Raw genomic sequence first — 16667 nt, forward strand, 5'->3', positions numbered from 1 at the left:
CCACCGCTGTTAGCGCTAGGGTTAAGTGATGTAAACGGTGATTGCGTCACCGTCGCTATTTGTAAGTTGTTGTGGCTATTTATGTTTTCATGGTGTATGACTCCGTTGGTTTATGATTTATGACGCAATGTTGAGTTCTTTGGCGTGGGTGAATTGCCCGTCCCAATGGGTTTTCATCGGCAGCTTATTTTTGCGGTAGAGGTCAAATAATCGGATTGCCCCTTTGCGTAGTAAAACCGGTTGGTATTTGATAAAGTCATCACCGCTATGAATGCTGATTTTATGTTGATGTTCCGTCAAATATCGGTCACGTGCATAAGAGGTTGCACGCCAGCGGATATGGGATTTACTTTCGTTATAGAGCCAATTTCTGTCCGCTAAACAGTGATTAATCTGTTGTGTGTTAATACCGTTGAGCATTTTGCAAAACTGAGTCGTCGTTATTCCTTCCTTAAACAGGTTTTTCAACTCCTGTAATTCCGCTTCCTGTTCTTTGTTTACTAAAGCCAACTTGGTTTTTTCACGAAACTGCTCTGCCCATGCCATAGCCGCAACAGGGGGGTCTTCGAAATTAGGCAATACACAGACAGGCTGTGTTGTTTTCTCCTCCAGCTCCCGCCAGCGAGTGGCAACTCTATGGCGAAATGGAATACTGTAACCCATGACCAGTGTCATGGTTAAATCCTGGTCAAGCAAATACTCTTGATAGGTGCGACCACTGGTGTCTTTATAATCAGCCGAAAACTCGGCCGATTGAATGTTGATCGATTCGAACATTTTGCGACAATCATCGAGAACATGTTTATGTTGTTTATCCGTTAGTCGAGCAATTTCACGGCTAGACATTTTTACCTGTTGATAGAGAGTGATGACATTTGACATGGAGAATTCCTTGCAAGTGAATTGCGATTAATGACCTCCGGTATGTTACCGGAGCAGAAGATTAATTAAGCTTTGATGTTGCGTCAGCGGGAGGTTGGGCTTTGCTTCTATTAACAAAATTAACGAATACCATCCCATCTTTGAAACAGTCACAAAGACGGCAGGCTAAAGGTGAATTTATAGCAGGGGCCATGTAACATGATTTACTTGACCAGTAAATATTATTTAATATCAATATTTAGTGTAAATTTTTACAATCAACTTATACGGCCCCTGCTATAGTTTTATTGAAGGCGTATAGTTGTTCACTATCTGACCATTACACGCTATGGGCGTAAAAAAACCGCACTACTTGCGTATGCGGCATTCGCTAGTTAAAGGTATTTAACACCTTTAACGAAATATTCCCCGAGGCTGGATCATCATTCAGCCCGTCCGGGTATAGCAGGTGTTAAGACACCTTAATGTAGCAATACTTCAATATCTTTAATATCTTGGTCAGAAAGTCCAGTAGACGTTTTAATTACATCGCGATTTATCCCTCGAGAGAGAAGTTCTTTCGCAATTTTTAAGGATGCTTGTTTTTCTCCCTGTTGCATGCCCTGTTGTATTCCCTGTTCTATACCCCGTTTTTCGCCCCGTTTTTCGAGTTGTTGTGCAAATGTCATAATGTCTTCCTTTGCTTGTGGAACGGAATTAAGCCACAGTGCTAATGACTTGTCCAGCTCATCTGATTCTGCCAAATCACTGGCTCTACCACATATTTCAATAAAGTACCTCAGTACGTCTTTGAAATAGTCACGGCTCACTTGTGTGTAAATTGTAGTCATTTTCTCTTCAGATAACAACGCCTCTAACCAGGTGAGGGGAGATTGCTTTTCACGGTAGTGTTTGAATAAGATTTCCATCACTGACGCTAAACCATGTCGATTTATCTCTTCATCTGACATGACTGTTAAATCAATCAATTGAAAGGGCTTCAGGGCCAATTTTTTTGCTAATTTTGGCTCCTCAAAACATTCCCAGATTGCTCGTGAGTGGGGATAAGGCGATTTTTCTCCGTGATAGAGCACTAAGGGCAACACAATCGGCAATTTTTTATGACCCTGCTTTAAGTGGTAGTTCATCAACTCGACAACGTAACAGAGGATACGAAATGCCATCATTTCATCATCACTGCTTTGATGTTCCGCCAAAATATAGATGTAGCTCAGTTGGCCTTTAATCTTACAACTGAAAACCACATCGCTATACAGTGTATCAGGCCATTTAGGGGATAACTCGTTGGGTACCATCTTTAACGTGGAGATATCAATTAACTTCAGGATCCTCTTTGGAAGATGTGCCTTCAACCAATCCAACGTAATCTGTTGATGCTGTAGGGTCCCTTTAAATAATTTGTCATGAGGCTTCGATATGTCAGGCACGGTCTCTCCCTGTGGTTCTCTCTACAATGTGGCGTCGATATTATCGACAGGCAACTCTACGCGTATTTCATCCGGTAGACGATCACTTTTTTCAGTGGCGTTATCTTCATGCCACTTTTCCATAGGGTTTTAATGCTCAACGGGCGCTTTGGATTTGACTTGATATCTTATAATCATAAAGACACAGTAATCTACGGTAAGGCGTCTCATTTTTTTTAGGATAATAAATGTTCTCTCACTTCGTTGAGTGGGATCTGGTCACGATATACGCTATAAATGATACAATTTTCTTTTCTAGCGTCAGAGATAGCGTTATCACATAAAATGGCGCGTAGGGAGGTAGGGCTATTTTTACAGATTTGCTCTATACCCGTGATCAATGAAGATGCTTGATTTTGAAGTCGATAAGGATCATGCTCATAGCCATGAAAATAGAGCTGACTGCTGACCAGAAAATTACCCTCGAAGCCCAACATCGTCAAAGCCATGACCGCCGTGTCTGTGACAGGATCCGGTGTGTTTTGTTGTCCGCAGACGGCTGGACTCCCCCTATGATTGCTCACTCACAGCTCATTAATGAAACCACGGTGCGGCGCCACCTTACAGACTATCATAAACTCAACAAGCTCAAGCCTGAAAATGGCGGCTCCGATGGCTATCTCAATGCGGAACAGACCACGTCGCTGGTTGAACATCTCACCCAGCCGCTCTACCACCACAATCACCAAATTGTGGCGTATATCGCTGGACGCTGGAACATCACCTTTACCGTATCAGGTCTGTATAAAGGGTTGAAGCAGCATGGCTTTAGCTATAAAAAGCCGAAAGGTGTTCCGCATAAATTTGCCGTTGAGAAACAGCAGCAATTTATAAAGACCTACAGCGAATTGAAAGACGCCGCGGGTAATGACCCCATACTGTTTATTGATGCCGTTCATCCGACACAAGCCACCAAAATAAGCTACGGCTGGATACGAAAAGGCCAGGATAAAACGATAGAGACCACCGGGAGCAGAACGCGGTTGAATATCATGGGAGCCTTGAACATCCAGAATGTGGCTAACCCCATAATCCGTGATGATGAGACGATTAACAGCGAAAATGTGGTTCACTTCCTGTCTGCCATTCGCGCGCATTATCCCATCACGACAACGGCACATGTGATCCTCGAGGGTGCAGGCTATCACCGTTCACAGCTTGTGCAAGACGCCGCGCTTACGTTGAATATCCAGCTTCATTACCTTCCGCCGTATAGCCCGAATCTAAACCCGATAGAGCGATTGTGGAAGGTGATGAATGAGCAAACACGAAACAATAGATATTACCCATCTAAACAGAGTTTTAAGAACGATATCTTAAACTTCTTTGAAGTGAAGCTACCACAAATGGCAAGTTCTCTGGTATCTCGCTTAAACGATAATTGCCAGGCGCTAAATCCTGCATCTTGATTTCACTTGGGTATATTCCCTTTGTTTTATGTAAAAAAATCACATTCACCGAGAAGAGTATTGCTATTAGGAAGAGAAGGGAAAGGGATATCTTTGAACGTATCACCTGATTGGGTCAGAGCAACGATAACCCGTGATGGCATGGATGTGCAATACCTTGGGAAAGCCGGGGCGGGGCTATTAGGAGAGTATGTTAACGCTGTCAACGAAGATATTGATATCACCATCCCGGCGGGTGAAGGGGAGGTATTAATTGGCTTAAGATTACAATCTACAAGGGGTAAGCTTAGAATGTTCAACTGGACGGCAAGCGGTGATATCTACACCATGAAAAACGCAGCCAGTATAAAACTGGCCTGATTAATAGGCTCATAACAAGCACCGTATAAGTTGATTATGGAAGTTAATAATAACATATTGATATAAATTAATATTTATTAACAAAAACCATCACGTCACATGACGTTTACTATAGCAATATTGACAACACTAGGATGTGAATAACAGGTCAAAATTAAAAGATAATTAATTGATAAATATTTAGAACAATTCTTATTTTGTTATTTTTGTTACCTGTGATTCAGGCCAATAATTCGACAAAGCCTCAAATCGCATTAATTAAACATTAGCATCTTATTCGAAACTCAGGTTATGCTACACAATATATCATTTTGTGCTGTGAAAAAATACGACAGAATGATTGTGTTTAGAGCATTATGAATGCTTTTGGTTTAATAAAAAATTTGGTAAAAATTATGAAAAAAATTATTTCTATAATTTTATTTTTAGCGTTGATTGGCTATATCTTTCAAATTCAACGCCTCAGAATTGATGAAAAAGATCACAATTCTAAAGCAGTTTATAACTATAATGTCGTAGATCCCACAAAAAGAATTTTTCCTTTGGATGGATATGATCAAAATATTGATTCGTGGATACCCCCTAATGCAAAAAATTACCATATCCCCATATTAATGGATAAATCCCAAAATTTGTATTTTTCCTATCTTAAATCACGTTATTTTGGTATTACAGAAAACGATGAGTCGCCATGGAATCCTACTTTTATTACAAAAGAATTAGGCATCGTGGGTGAAAATAAAATAAAAAATGACGTGGAAAAATCTATTGAAAAATTCACAAATAATAATAGTCATGTTTATGGAGAAAACTTTAGAAAAAGGACAAATTCTTGGAAACAATGGTTAAGAGAAAATGCAAGTATTGATATTGATAAGCAATTTAATTCCCACAACAGAGCGATAATGATTACCGAGTCTTCAGTAAGAATACTTCCGACTGAAACGCCAGCATTTGATGATTTCAAAAAGGCAGGAGAGGGCTATCCATTTGATATGCTGCAGATTTCATCTGTTAAGCCTGGTACACCAGTTTATATTTTCGGCGAAAGTAAAGATAAAGCATGGAAACTGATTATTTCTCCATCGGTTACAGGCTGGGTGAAGAATAATGATTTAGCTAAAACAGACGAAAAATTTATCTCACAGTGGAGAGCTTATGCTGAACAAGCATTGGGGGCTTTTACAAAAGAGCCTGTATCAGTCAATGATTTACAAGGTCATTTTAGATTTATTGCGAAGATAGGGACACTACTTCCAATAAAGAGTGATGAGACAAAGGGTAATTTGGTAGTGATACCGATTAGAAATGAAGAAGGTTATGCAAAAATAGCTTATTCTGTTGTTACAGAAGACGCGTTTTCACTTATGCCAATAAAAACAACCCCTAAAAATTTTGCCAAATTGATTAAATCTATGCATGGAAAACCCTATGGTTGGGGAAACCTTTATTTAAATAACGATTGTTCTGCAGAAATTCGTAATCTGATGCTGCCTTTTGGTGTGTTTTTTCCTAGAAGCTCGACTAATCAGGCTAAGGTAGGACGACAAATAGACCTTAGCCACTACGATAGTGCAGGCAGATTGGCATATCTGGTAAGAAACGGAAAACCATTTACTACCATCATATATATAAAGGGGCACGTGATGTTGTATACGGGCAATGCTAAAGTTAATGGTAAAGTTACACCTATGACATATCAAAATGTCTGGGGGATCAAGCCAGAAAAGGAAGAGAGCAGAAGTATTATCGGTGGTTCTGTATTTTTACCACTTTTGAGTATTTATCCAGAAGATCCGTCATTAGAATCATTTGCGAGTAAAGAATTATTTAAACTCATCTATCTTGATTAATGTATTGTTTAAGATACGAGCCCCATGTGGGATAGGTTACGAATAACCTAATGTGGTCGGTAATCGAATTTTGGTAGTGGGCTAGATCTGTAATTTATCCGTGGTACATTCATTTGTATTTGGTAGATTTTAGAGATGGCCTGTTACGAAAAAGTTATCTGTCCTGCCTGCAATGGAGACGACATTATGAAATCCGGGTACATACGAGAGATTCAGTGTTATCGTTGTCGCAGTACTCATTGTCACACAAAAACATTTTTGCGCGACTATCGTTATCAAGGATGTCGGCTCGAGGTTAAACGCCAATTAGTGTAGTAACTCAAACTTAATCTGTGTCTGTCAGATTAAGTTTGAGTTACTACATGCTTATCAGAAAAAATGGAATGTCACCAAATACGCCATTATTGACCATACAATATTACTATTAGCCTAATACCACTGGCTCAGTGCGAAACTCGTGCTAGATTCTTCTGTAGACACCTTCTGATAATTTGTCTTTACAGGAAAGTGTTTGCCTTTTCTAGTGTCCAAATTTATTGGGCCAGAATAATCTAAAAGGAGGACTAAAACTAGACAGTGAAAAAGTAACATTCTTAGTGTGATGTTTTTTCCCAATGAATTAATTATCTGCAAACCTTACAAAAAAAATCACCGCATGCAGTTCCTGTTTATACAAAATGGAAGGATAGAATAAAATTAGTTCAAAGCTTTAACTCATAAAGATATCAAAAAACAGACTGAATTTAGCCCTCTATTCGAACAATTTTCTGATTTTTTTGATGTAAAAGCAAATCTTTCTGATAAAATGCTGCTTAGCTTGGCTAAAGAATTGGAATCACTTACTTTTGTAAAATATTGTTCTTTATCAATGGATCTAGTTTATTTTATGCCATCATCAGAAATTAATGATATTGCCTTTAATTTTGAGAATCACCATGCCAATACCAACACCTCAAGAAACAACATTAGATCATAAAAAGAGATTTCTGATTCCCTGGGATGCATGTGATTCTCATGTTCATGTCATAGGGTCACAAGATCGCTACCCTATGCTATCCTCTCGTGCTTATACACCACCAGAAGCACAGGTTGCGGATTTACAGGCGCATTTGTCTACACTACACATGTCGCGTGTTGTACTAATTCAACCCAGTTTCTATGGATCAGATAATCGCTGTCTGGTTGCCGCACTACAACAGCTCGGAAATATCGCACGTGGTGTCGTAGTTATTGATGAAAAAACTTCCGATAAAGAGCTTTCAATGCTCACCATAAATGGTGTACGCGGGGTACGGATGAACTTGGAATCGATTGGTGTACGCAGCCCACAAGCTGCACACCGTGAGCTAAATTCACTTGCTACACGCATCGCGCCTTATGGATGGCATATTCAAATCTATGCATCGTCGCATGTAATCGCTGCTTCTATAAACCAGATTTCGACGCTTCCGGTGCACGTTGTTTTGGATCATTTCGCTATGATTCAGCCGAAAAAAGGGCTTAACCAGCCTGATTTTTTGTCTATTCTTGAACTTGTACAAACCGGTAAAGTGTATGTGAAACTTTCCGCCCCCTATCGTATTTCACAAGCTGTTCCTGATTATTCCGACGTGTTACCTTTTGCAAGTGCATTTATTGAGGCACATCCTGATCGTATGCTGTGGGCAAGTGACTGGCCGCATACCCGTCGAACATGTGGAAATTCAACGACAGAGCCAAGTCCGTTTAGGGTTGTCGACGATCAGTATATCTTGAGATTATTGCAAGAATGGGTTCCCTCAAAAGAAATACGTAAAAAAATCCTTGTTGATAATCCCGCTTGCCTGTACGGCTTTTAAATGCCCATGGCTAATCGTCCAGGAACTAAATCTATTTAGTAACCACAATATTAAATAGCACATTGAAAACAATCAGATAAAATATTTTTTGCTTAAATGGCAGGCAATAAAAGACGACAAAACACGATTTTTAATTCACTATTTATCAATACGTTGCCTTTTCATTTTGACCTGTCATTTGTGCCATTATACGTCAATATTGCCGCTGTTTGTCTAATAAAAAAGCATTTTAGTCAGTCCTGCCTCCATCCACGGAACGAGTGAGTGTGCTGTCTGTTACATATACTGTGAGCCTTTTGAAGATGGTAGGGCACCTAAACCCAATCAATTTGCTTATACTGATATTCACCATTTACGACCGGCTGATATCAGCGTGAATAATACACGCTGGAACAAGGATTTTGATTGGGGCGGCCCCCCCCCTTGGCAGAGTCACCGGAGAATAAAATAGATCGCGACAGTTTTGAGCCTGCCGATAATGTCAAAGGTGATGTCAGTCGAATGCTGTTTTATATGGATGTACGCTATCAAGGAGACGTTGATTCCAAAGTGGGTAATTTGAGCTTAATAGGTACTAGTTGTCGTCGCCTAGCTATAATGAATTAGGAAAACTCTGCACGTTGCTAAAGTGGCACAGGCAAGACTCTGTTTCTGATTGGGAACAGCAAACTTGTTGCTTGTTAAGCAACAATAGGCACCATAGAAGGGCTTCTACGCGATTTTTTCGCACAAGGTAATGCAAAAAATGCCTAAAAACCGTTCTTTTTTTATTAGGCAACAAGTCTATTGATTTAACTTTTCAAATTTTTTCGCTGACTATTGCTTAAAATAACCTTTTCAATCGTACATATAATAGTCACCGCCCGTATAAAACGTGCGTCAGGCACGCAATACTTATAACAAGTATAAAAGTATTTATGATGAATAGGTAGTTACACAATTGAATCAGGGTGAGAGCACGAATGTTTTTTAATCTAAAAATACGCATAATTTACATTTTATTAATTCAGTTAAATGGAAGACAGCATGACTTCTTAGGTGCTAGTTAGATTAAATATTAATCAATTTGTTCATTTTTTGCCAACTCGTACTCTCACTCTGAATAGTTCATTGACCTGCAAAATGAAAAAAATTTACTATAAATAAAATAAATTACATTTTATTAGAAGATAATTTTTTCAAGAAGAGTCTAATTAATAATGAGATGGTTTTTGTGACAAATAGTTTAATAGAAGGCAGACATGATTAGGAGTAGAAGTACATTTGTAGAAGTAAGCTATGAAGGACTAGAGGGTAGTCTGAGTGGCAATACAGAAAAAGCTATGCATATGAATTTTCTTTTTGATTTTTTTGATTTATTTGGAATATGAAAGCGGAAAAGCGAAACTTGAGCAATTATATGATAAATTACATAAAAATTCGGAGGGGAGAGAAGACGATAGTATCGAAAAATTAATAATTTTTTCAGCTATGATCAATATGGCTACAAATGATAAAAAAGACAAATGTACAGTTTTTCTAAATAATCATGGAGGAATAATATTCTATATCAATGGAAAATCTATTTTCAGTCAGGTTATTGATAATACTTCTCATGCCATAATACTAAATATTTTTTTAGAACATAATTTATCCATCCCAAATTCTGATTCATATCTTATAAAAGATGCTAATAAATTAGAAGAATTTAATTTATTATATAATAAGCTACATAAAAAAAATGAAAATAAATTTAAAATAGTAACGTTTAGAAATATATGTAATGTAATGATTTTTTCTCAAATAAGAGATTTAGCTCCTCATAATAAAAAAGATAAATTTATGGTCTCTGTAAGAGAGGGTAAAATGGTGTTTTCCATTTCTGGAGTGTCTATTCATACTGAGTCTATCTCAGAGCATTCTAGTCAATTTATCCAAAATAGTCTTTTAGGCTTTAATCAAACTATGCTAGATACAGAAGAATTAATAATACCAATCAAAAAAATAATGGATGAAAAAATTAGAAATTATTTCATCCCGTATGGAAAAAGATTAGTAGAAATAAAAAATCATGCTATCAATACTATGAAGGAATTTGTGAAATTAGTATATGCCGGTACTTATCTTAAACATGAGGGTATAATATATTATTATGATGTGGAGAAAAAGTATTGTAAGAGTGTTATTTATGCACCAGGTACAGAGCCAGAAAGTAAATTAACAGGAAAGTCTAAACAGGTAAAAAAAATGGATCACCGATTTGTGACGTTAATCCCTAACTTAGAATCTCAAGATAACCTTCCTGATAATTCTTCTGACCTTGGTCATTTTAACGAATTCAAACATGAGAATAATAAATATTATAACGAGTTATCAGAGCTAAATGCCATAATAGATGGTTTAGTGGTAGATCATGGTTTGATAATTATGCGTAATGCAGGTGATAACTTATATAGATTAATATTCGATGATAAAATTATTATTGGTATTATGAGTTTTACGAATGTGTTATTCGAATTAAAAAAATTGCATACCAACGGTATTTATATAACAGATATTAAACTTGGAAATTTGACCTATGATGAAAAAAGTGAAGAAGTTAGAATGATTGATGTACAAAATAGGGTTAGAAAAGGAGAAAAGCACAAAAAAATAGGACACACTAACAGATATGTTACTGTTCAAGTATATTCTTATTGTACTGAGCGAGTTGACCCAAACAGTGAAGAAATGCATGATAGTAATTATCACTATCTAAGAGTAGCGGACGAATATGCTATTCTTATATGTATGATGCAATCTACTACAGGAGATCGTGTTTTTCGTAGTCCATCACCTAGTAACGTTGGAGAGAAATGGAACCATCATGGAATAATGAATTATAAAAACCAAGATATTATTTCGGATTGGATCGATCATTATGTACAACTTGAATTTCGTGAGCATGTTAAAAAATTTTTAACAAACCCTGCTAAAGCTGCAGATGAATCACCTGATCGAAAATATTTAGCCGACATGCTATCCATTCAGAATGGTCAATTTGTACAGAACTTTTAGCATAGAAGAACAGGTCGAAATGAAGAGGCAACATATTGATAAATAGTGACTGAAAAGTTGTGTTTTGTCGTGTTTTGTTGCCTATTATATAAGCAAAAATATTTTATCTATTTGTTTTTAATGGGTTATTTAATTTTGGTGTCACTACAACAGAGTATAGAGAGCAGTTGGCAATGGATGCAACCGGCTTTCAATACGGTGTTTACTGTCAGAGCAGAGAAAAACGGCGCGAATTATTCTCTATTTGCCAATGCCAGACTGACCTTTAATCACAGTGATTTGAGCATTGATACCCTGTACAGAGATAAACAAGTGGCAACTCATACCCAATATCAGCGGCAATTCAACGATAACTATGGTGTTACTACTCTCAATGTCGAGAGTGAAACCCTGGAGCGCGATTATTATTTTAGCAGTGATATTCACCGCAATGGTACCCGAGGAAATGTAGGACTACGAGTTGCTCTCAATAACCAGGTAGCCAGTAGCAGTTTTCATTACGGTAGTATATTGGCAGCCAATACCAGTGGTATTGCCTTGGGGCGTAGCAATTACAGTGGCGTGGCAATGCTGGTGAAAGTACCCCGTTTGGCAGGAACCGCTTATAGCTTCAACGTTGAAGGTTCTCCAGTTGCAAATGGTGGAACCTATGCGGTGCCAATCTCTCGCTACCAGGATCACGCCTTTGTCCGTACGCAGAGCGAGGGAAGCTTGCATGATATAGCGGTGCAGCTCCCCGCAAATATCGTGCAAGCTCACCCGGGCCAGGTATTTTCGGTAGCAGCTAACGTCAAATTAAGTCTGCTTTATTATGGTTTTTTTGTTGATGCCAATCGTCAGCCGATAGAGGGTATTGTCCAAGAGACAGGCGATATTGTTTATCCCAATGGCATGTTTTCCATCAATTCTGACCTCGTATTGAAATACCTCACAATTAAGCATAAATCGGCGTTTTATCTCTGTGATATGAGTCAACAATCTGGCCATTATTATTTTTGTCAACCTGATACATTTACTGAAAAACAGAAGGAAAAATGATGAAACTCAAAGGGTTATTACTTAGTATTACACTATTACTTTTTTTTACTACAAAGGTACAGACACAACTACTGGTGATGCCAACTCGCACTACTGTAGAAGCATTACAGACAGATCAAATAATCAGGGTGATCAACAAAGGTGATACACCACTCTATTTAACAGTGACATTAGAACGTATTGAAAATCCGGGACAGGATCCAGAACGCAAAACGCCGATAGGGCGGATCCAAAAACCTGAAATGATGTTCAATCCGATTCGTATTACTTTAGGAGCAAAACAGGAACGCAATATTAATTTGTCTCCCTTGACCGTGCCAATACAGGAAACGTTATATCGCCTATATATTACCCCTGTGATAAAATAACCCATTAAAAACAAAAAGATAAAATATTATTGCTTATATAATAGGCGACAAAACACGACAAAGCACAACTTTTCAGTCACTATTTATCAATACGTTGCCTCTTCATTTCGACCTGTCGTCTTGCACCGAGCGAAGGTTCCTTTCTGTCATTCATCGTAAAATAACTCACTTTCCCAGCATCCAAGGTAGCCTTGTTTGAAACCTGTTTCATAGACATCGGTAATGCTATCTTTTGCTTCTTGGTTTTTGTCATTAAGTGCACTCTAATGCCCTTGAACGGCATTCAACGCGGTTCAGTGACGACACAAATACGACACAGTCATTTTCTACACTTAGACATTTTCACAAAGCCATATTATCTTTAATTCGGGTTTCCTTAATGCTCAAAAAAAAAGAGACAATGCCGATTCATGAACAGAATTTGGCATTGTCGCAATTGACTTTTAATGAAGACTCAATAATAACCTTACTATGATCCTAGCAATTTATCCTGACGCAAAACTATCAACACTCTCTAAAAAACTAGCATCTTCAAGTCAATATGGGTGTATATCTTTCACCATGTTGCTGATAAGTAGCACTAAATTTAGACTCTTCCATACGGTACTCCTCTATACGTTGATTCATTGCCTTCATTGTTATTTGCATACTACATAAGATATTGTCTTCATACTCTTCAGAGTGACCACTGATTTCCACTATTGTATTTTTCAATGTTTTCCACAATTTATAGAGAGACTCTTGATAAGATCTTATCCTCGAGTCTGCGGAGGGGGATGTTTTTAAAATATTATCAATGAAATGTTGTATCCCTATGGCGGAGTCTATTTTCGATTTATTACTATTCCGTTGAAGTAAGGCGTCAATATCCTGATTGAGTTGTGCAAAAAAATATTCACTTCCTTTTATGAATTTTTTAAAAATTATTTGATCAGTTTCTTTTTTATCTAATTTCTTTAGAAAGATAAGATAAATTTCACGGCCAATTATAGTTTCTTCTATTTTTTTGATTAGACGAGTAATACTATCATTTTCTATAAACTGAATACAGTCATTACATTGTTTTCTCAAATGATTAAGATCGTCTATACTACTTGTTTTTTCTACTTCGTTTTGTATTCTATTGAGAATAGAACTCCATCTATCACTAACTATTTCTTTCTTTTTAATATCAATAAAATGCTTTATATTCTCACCTAAATTTGGATAGTTAATAATAGTATTCTTGCCCAACATTGTAATGTAACGGTCTAACCAGCCAATATGTTTTGGTGTTGCTTCTTTTTCTTCCATTATGGGTAAAAATTGAAAAGGTTTGAAAATATGCTCAAGTATCTCGCCCTTTATTTCTAAGTACTTATTTGTAATTTCTATTGGTGCTGGATACTTAAAGAGTTTCTCATAGGTTTTCCATAAAGCATTATAATCTTCGGCTGCCTTGGCATTTTCTAGTTTATCTCTCACTTTAGATAGAATAAACTTTAATGTTATTGCATTAATTTCATCAATATCAGAACTAAGAATTTCTTTAATGCCTTCCTCTAAACGAGGATCATGAATTATACAAGATGCAGATTTTATATATTCATTAAATGCAATATGCCAAGAAACAAGATCTTCTATAGTATCGTCATCTTTCCTTGGTGATATACGTGATTGTTCATCAAAAATCTTGCGAGCTGTAGTCTTTATTTCTTCGTTAAAAATATTTTTAAGTTTATCTTTATCAGCGTCATTTAATGACATATTCTTATGTATGGATATACGACATTTTATTAATGTATCTAATAATACTCTATATTCTTCTATTGTAGAGGGATCCACAATTGTACATATATGAAGTATTTCTTGTTGAGCAAGATTTAGCATTTCATTTTTTGTTTTTTCACTTAAATTTTTATTTTCAAATGCTGCAACAAGATTATCAGATAATTTTAATATTGAGGAATACATGTATTCTTCTTTATCTTCTTTATCTTCTTTATCTGGTTTAAATTTAAATAAATTTCTTTTAAAAATACAGATAGCAAGAGAATCTATTTCATTTTGAATCTTAGAGAGTATTGTCTTTTTATCTATCTCTTCTAAAAGGAGAGTAGAATCTATACACATATAAAGTCTATTTTTTTCAGAAAGAACTTCAACGAATTTATCTATAGGATCCGAATCTTTTTCATTTATTATCGAGTTATTTAATTTTTCTTTAAAAAAAGAAATTTGTATTTGATTAACCTCTTTAATACATTCGATTAATTCTTTATTAGGTATGCCCGATTCTATAGCTTCCTTAACATTCAAAATGTTATCTAATTTTCTAGAAAAATCTTCTTCCACCTGAAATAAATAAACTTGAATTTCGTTTTCTAGTTCTATCTGTTCGACTCTAGAAAGAGATGACTGAGACCTAATTAATATATTAGTATCCATACGAAAGCGTAAAAGAAATTGGCAGATGTCTTTTCTCAGGTTCTTGTGATCTTGTAATATCTGATCGGGTACTGACATGTGCTTTTCTTTACTTTTCTCTAAATACTGTTCAGATCGTTTTCTTATTCCCTCTAAATCAGTATTAGCATTTTCAATAGGAAAGTTTCCAGAAAAATTATATTCAGATGTCACGACATTGAAATGCTCTTCAATATATTCTTTAATATCATCGTTATTTAAGCGTACAGCATTCTCTACTACAATTGTCTTTAATAGGTAATTATCATATTTTATACTGACAGAAATCTTACCAGCAGAAAGATCCGTTTGATTATAGTCAATGATTACAGAAAATTCTTTTTGCATCTTTCCTGGAAGCAGATTTTTTAGATCAATAAATGGATCAAATACTCCTTTAAATGGATTATGAGATATCTCTAAATGAGGATTATCTAAACGCGTTTGTAATTTATTGAGCTGCTCCTGGAGGTTACCTGGTGAACTGTTTGTTCCCCTCAACATGTCATATAGACGACGAAAAAAATCTTGAAGAGTATCCCAAGAAGTCAATTCAAATTTGACACCTCCGTTACCGGTCATATTAAAACGTATATTAGATTGACTCAGCGTAAGACCAATAGTAGGAGAAGGATGTACTAACGGCATAATTATCCCATTAAATTTTTTATTTTAAGATAAGGAATTGTAAGAAAAAAAAGAATGAAATTCTTTCAGAAAAAGCATTTTTCATAAAATAGAATCGAAAAATTTGTAACAATAAATATTTCGTAAATTCATCTACGTTTGAAACTAGGCGAAATCATGACCGTTTTTTAGACATATTTCTACCTTGATTTAGTACTATAGCTGTCAGGGCGAAAGCTACCGTCTTGATTGTTAATCGTTACGGTTATAATTTACATCGTATAGCAGAGGCCGTATAAGTTGATTATAAAAACAAGCAATAACATATTGATATTAAATAATATTTATTAACAAAAGTGATCACGTTACATGGCACCTGCTATATGAGTACTGGTTATGTAAAACGCCATAACAAAGATGTACCAGTTTGCGCATTGCTGCCCCTAACACTGATATTTTGGCCTTACCACGCAGCAATAAACGCTCCATATTGTGCTTTAACATGGGGATTAAAGCGAATAGCGCTCAATTCCGCTATGTACAATTTTGCAAGAATTTCTGAGGGGCCTGCTTTGATATAGCTATACAATTTAATTTCCTGATTAGCAAGGAACCTAAGCTAGGTCTCCATTTATGTTAAAAAATAACTCATTGATTTAATATCATTTAATTTCAATGAGAGAATTATCTTTCCATATCAAAAGATAGCTTCAATACTAGCTCCACCGAAATGACCGATTAGCATGGCTTAATTTTCTTGCTAATCAGATTTGAGTTTGAATACAGTTAATAGCTAACAGGATGTGCAAGACACCCATGAGCCAACAGGTCGGGAGAGTATTGTATGATGCGAAGGAAAATTATTCCTATTTGTTAACCTACGATAAAATTCATAGGCGGGTAGTTATTTTAATCAGGCTATTTTGATACTGGCTGCGTTTTTCATGGTGTAGATATCACCGCTTGCCGTCCAGTTGAACATTCTAAGCTTACCCCGTGTAGATTGTAATCTTAAACCAATTAATACCTCCCCTTCACCTGCCGGGAGGGTGATATCAATATCTTCGTTGACAGCGTTAACATACTCTCCTAATAGCCCCGCCCCGGCTTTCCCAAGGTATTGCACATCCATGCCATCACGGGTTATCGTTGCTCTGACCCAATCGGGTGATACGCTCAAGGCTATCCCTTTCTCTTTTCTCCCTAATAGCAACACTCTTCGTGGTGAGGCTGTTTTTTTATATAAAACAAAGGGAATATTACAGATTGGCTATCGGGAATGCTGCCTTTTTTTGTTTTAAAAAAATTAGGAGACATGTCCAGAATATCCCCTTCTATTTTATCC

General features: G+C 36.5%; 12 protein-coding genes and 1 pseudogene. 8 read left to right on the forward strand and 5 right to left on the reverse strand.

Annotated features, from left to right (window positions below):
• Positions 1–117 precede the first annotated feature (117 nt).
• Both AAHH42_RS06445 and AAHH42_RS06450 read right to left on the reverse strand, forming a co-directional pair.
• A complete protein-coding gene (locus AAHH42_RS06445) occupies positions 118–882 on the reverse strand; it encodes a Rha family transcriptional regulator (protein WP_342221908.1) in 765 nt (254 codons plus the stop codon).
• Between the two features lie 461 nt (positions 883–1343).
• Positions 1344–2309, reverse strand: a complete 966-nt coding sequence (locus AAHH42_RS06450) for an Rpn family recombination-promoting nuclease/putative transposase (protein ID WP_342221909.1) — start codon at positions 2307–2309, stop codon at positions 1344–1346.
• A 425-nt stretch (positions 2310–2734) separates the two neighbouring features.
• Between AAHH42_RS06450 and AAHH42_RS06455 the strand changes: the two genes are divergently transcribed.
• The 8 genes from AAHH42_RS06455 to AAHH42_RS06490 all read left to right on the forward strand — a co-directional run bounded on the left by AAHH42_RS06455 (position 2735) and on the right by AAHH42_RS06490 (position 12250).
• Positions 2735–3757, forward strand: coding sequence for an IS630 family transposase (locus AAHH42_RS06455; protein WP_342221999.1), 1023 nt, complete (start codon positions 2735–2737; stop codon positions 3755–3757).
• 93 nt (positions 3758–3850) lie between these two features.
• Positions 3851–4117: a hypothetical protein gene (locus AAHH42_RS06460; protein WP_323586467.1), complete on the forward strand. Its 267-nt coding sequence runs from the start codon at positions 3851–3853 to the stop codon at positions 4115–4117.
• A gap of 356 nt (positions 4118–4473) precedes the next feature.
• Positions 4474–5970, forward strand: a complete 1497-nt coding sequence (locus AAHH42_RS06465) for an SH3 domain-containing protein (protein ID WP_342221910.1) — start codon at positions 4474–4476, stop codon at positions 5968–5970.
• 935 nt (positions 5971–6905) lie between these two features.
• On the forward strand, positions 6906–7808 hold the full coding sequence (locus AAHH42_RS06470) for an amidohydrolase family protein (RefSeq protein ID WP_072551159.1): 903 nt from the start codon (positions 6906–6908) through the stop codon (positions 7806–7808).
• A gap of 423 nt (positions 7809–8231) precedes the next feature.
• Positions 8232–8414, forward strand: a complete 183-nt coding sequence (locus AAHH42_RS06475) for an endonuclease (protein WP_342222030.1) — start codon at positions 8232–8234, stop codon at positions 8412–8414.
• A gap of 753 nt (positions 8415–9167) precedes the next feature.
• Positions 9168–10844: a hypothetical protein gene (locus AAHH42_RS06480; protein ID WP_342221648.1), complete on the forward strand. Its 1677-nt coding sequence runs from the start codon at positions 9168–9170 to the stop codon at positions 10842–10844.
• 138 nt (positions 10845–10982) lie between these two features.
• Positions 10983–11882: a hypothetical protein gene (locus AAHH42_RS06485; protein ID WP_342221911.1), complete on the forward strand. Its 900-nt coding sequence runs from the start codon at positions 10983–10985 to the stop codon at positions 11880–11882.
• Complete coding sequence (locus AAHH42_RS06490; RefSeq protein WP_205411457.1) at positions 11879–12250, forward strand: hypothetical protein; 372 nt, start codon at positions 11879–11881, stop codon at positions 12248–12250. Before AAHH42_RS06485 ends, AAHH42_RS06490 begins: the two co-directional genes overlap by 4 nt.
• 531 nt (positions 12251–12781) lie before the next feature.
• Here AAHH42_RS06490 and AAHH42_RS06495 read toward each other — a convergent pair.
• The 3 genes and pseudogenes from AAHH42_RS06495 to AAHH42_RS06505 all read right to left on the reverse strand — a co-directional run bounded on the left by AAHH42_RS06495 (position 12782) and on the right by AAHH42_RS06505 (position 16502).
• Positions 12782–15343 (reverse strand): hypothetical protein, encoded by a 2562-nt coding sequence (locus AAHH42_RS06495; RefSeq protein WP_342221912.1) that lies wholly within the window; start codon positions 15341–15343, stop codon positions 12782–12784.
• Positions 15344–15682: 339 nt separating this feature from the next.
• Positions 15683–15896: pseudogene (locus AAHH42_RS06500) on the reverse strand (IS110 family transposase); the annotation flags it as partial.
• 339 nt (positions 15897–16235) lie between these two features.
• Positions 16236–16502 (reverse strand): hypothetical protein, encoded by a 267-nt coding sequence (locus tag AAHH42_RS06505; protein ID WP_342221030.1) that lies wholly within the window; start codon positions 16500–16502, stop codon positions 16236–16238.
• Positions 16503–16667 lie beyond the last annotated feature (165 nt).

It is taken from the genome of Candidatus Fukatsuia endosymbiont of Tuberolachnus salignus, from assembly GCF_964030845.1.
Taxonomy (GTDB): domain Bacteria; phylum Pseudomonadota; class Gammaproteobacteria; order Enterobacterales; family Enterobacteriaceae; genus Fukatsuia; species Fukatsuia symbiotica.

Bases quoted from the DNA above. Each gene is read 5' to 3' on its own strand.
- AAHH42_RS06470 (WP_072551159.1), top strand. From the start codon at position 6,906: ATGCCAATACCAACACCTCAAGAAACAACATTAGATCATAAAAAGAGA.
- AAHH42_RS06445 (WP_342221908.1), bottom strand. From the start codon at position 882: ATGTCAAATGTCATCACTCTCTATCAACAGGTAAAAATGTCTAGCCGT.
- AAHH42_RS06490 (WP_205411457.1), top strand. From the start codon at position 11,879: ATGATGAAACTCAAAGGGTTATTACTTAGTATTACACTATTACTTTTT.
- AAHH42_RS06495 (WP_342221912.1), bottom strand. From the start codon at position 15,343: ATGCCGTTAGTACATCCTTCTCCTACTATTGGTCTTACGCTGAGTCAA.
- AAHH42_RS06455 (WP_342221999.1), top strand. From the start codon at position 2,735: ATGAAAATAGAGCTGACTGCTGACCAGAAAATTACCCTCGAAGCCCAA.
- AAHH42_RS06465 (WP_342221910.1), top strand. From the start codon at position 4,474: ATGAATGCTTTTGGTTTAATAAAAAATTTGGTAAAAATTATGAAAAAA.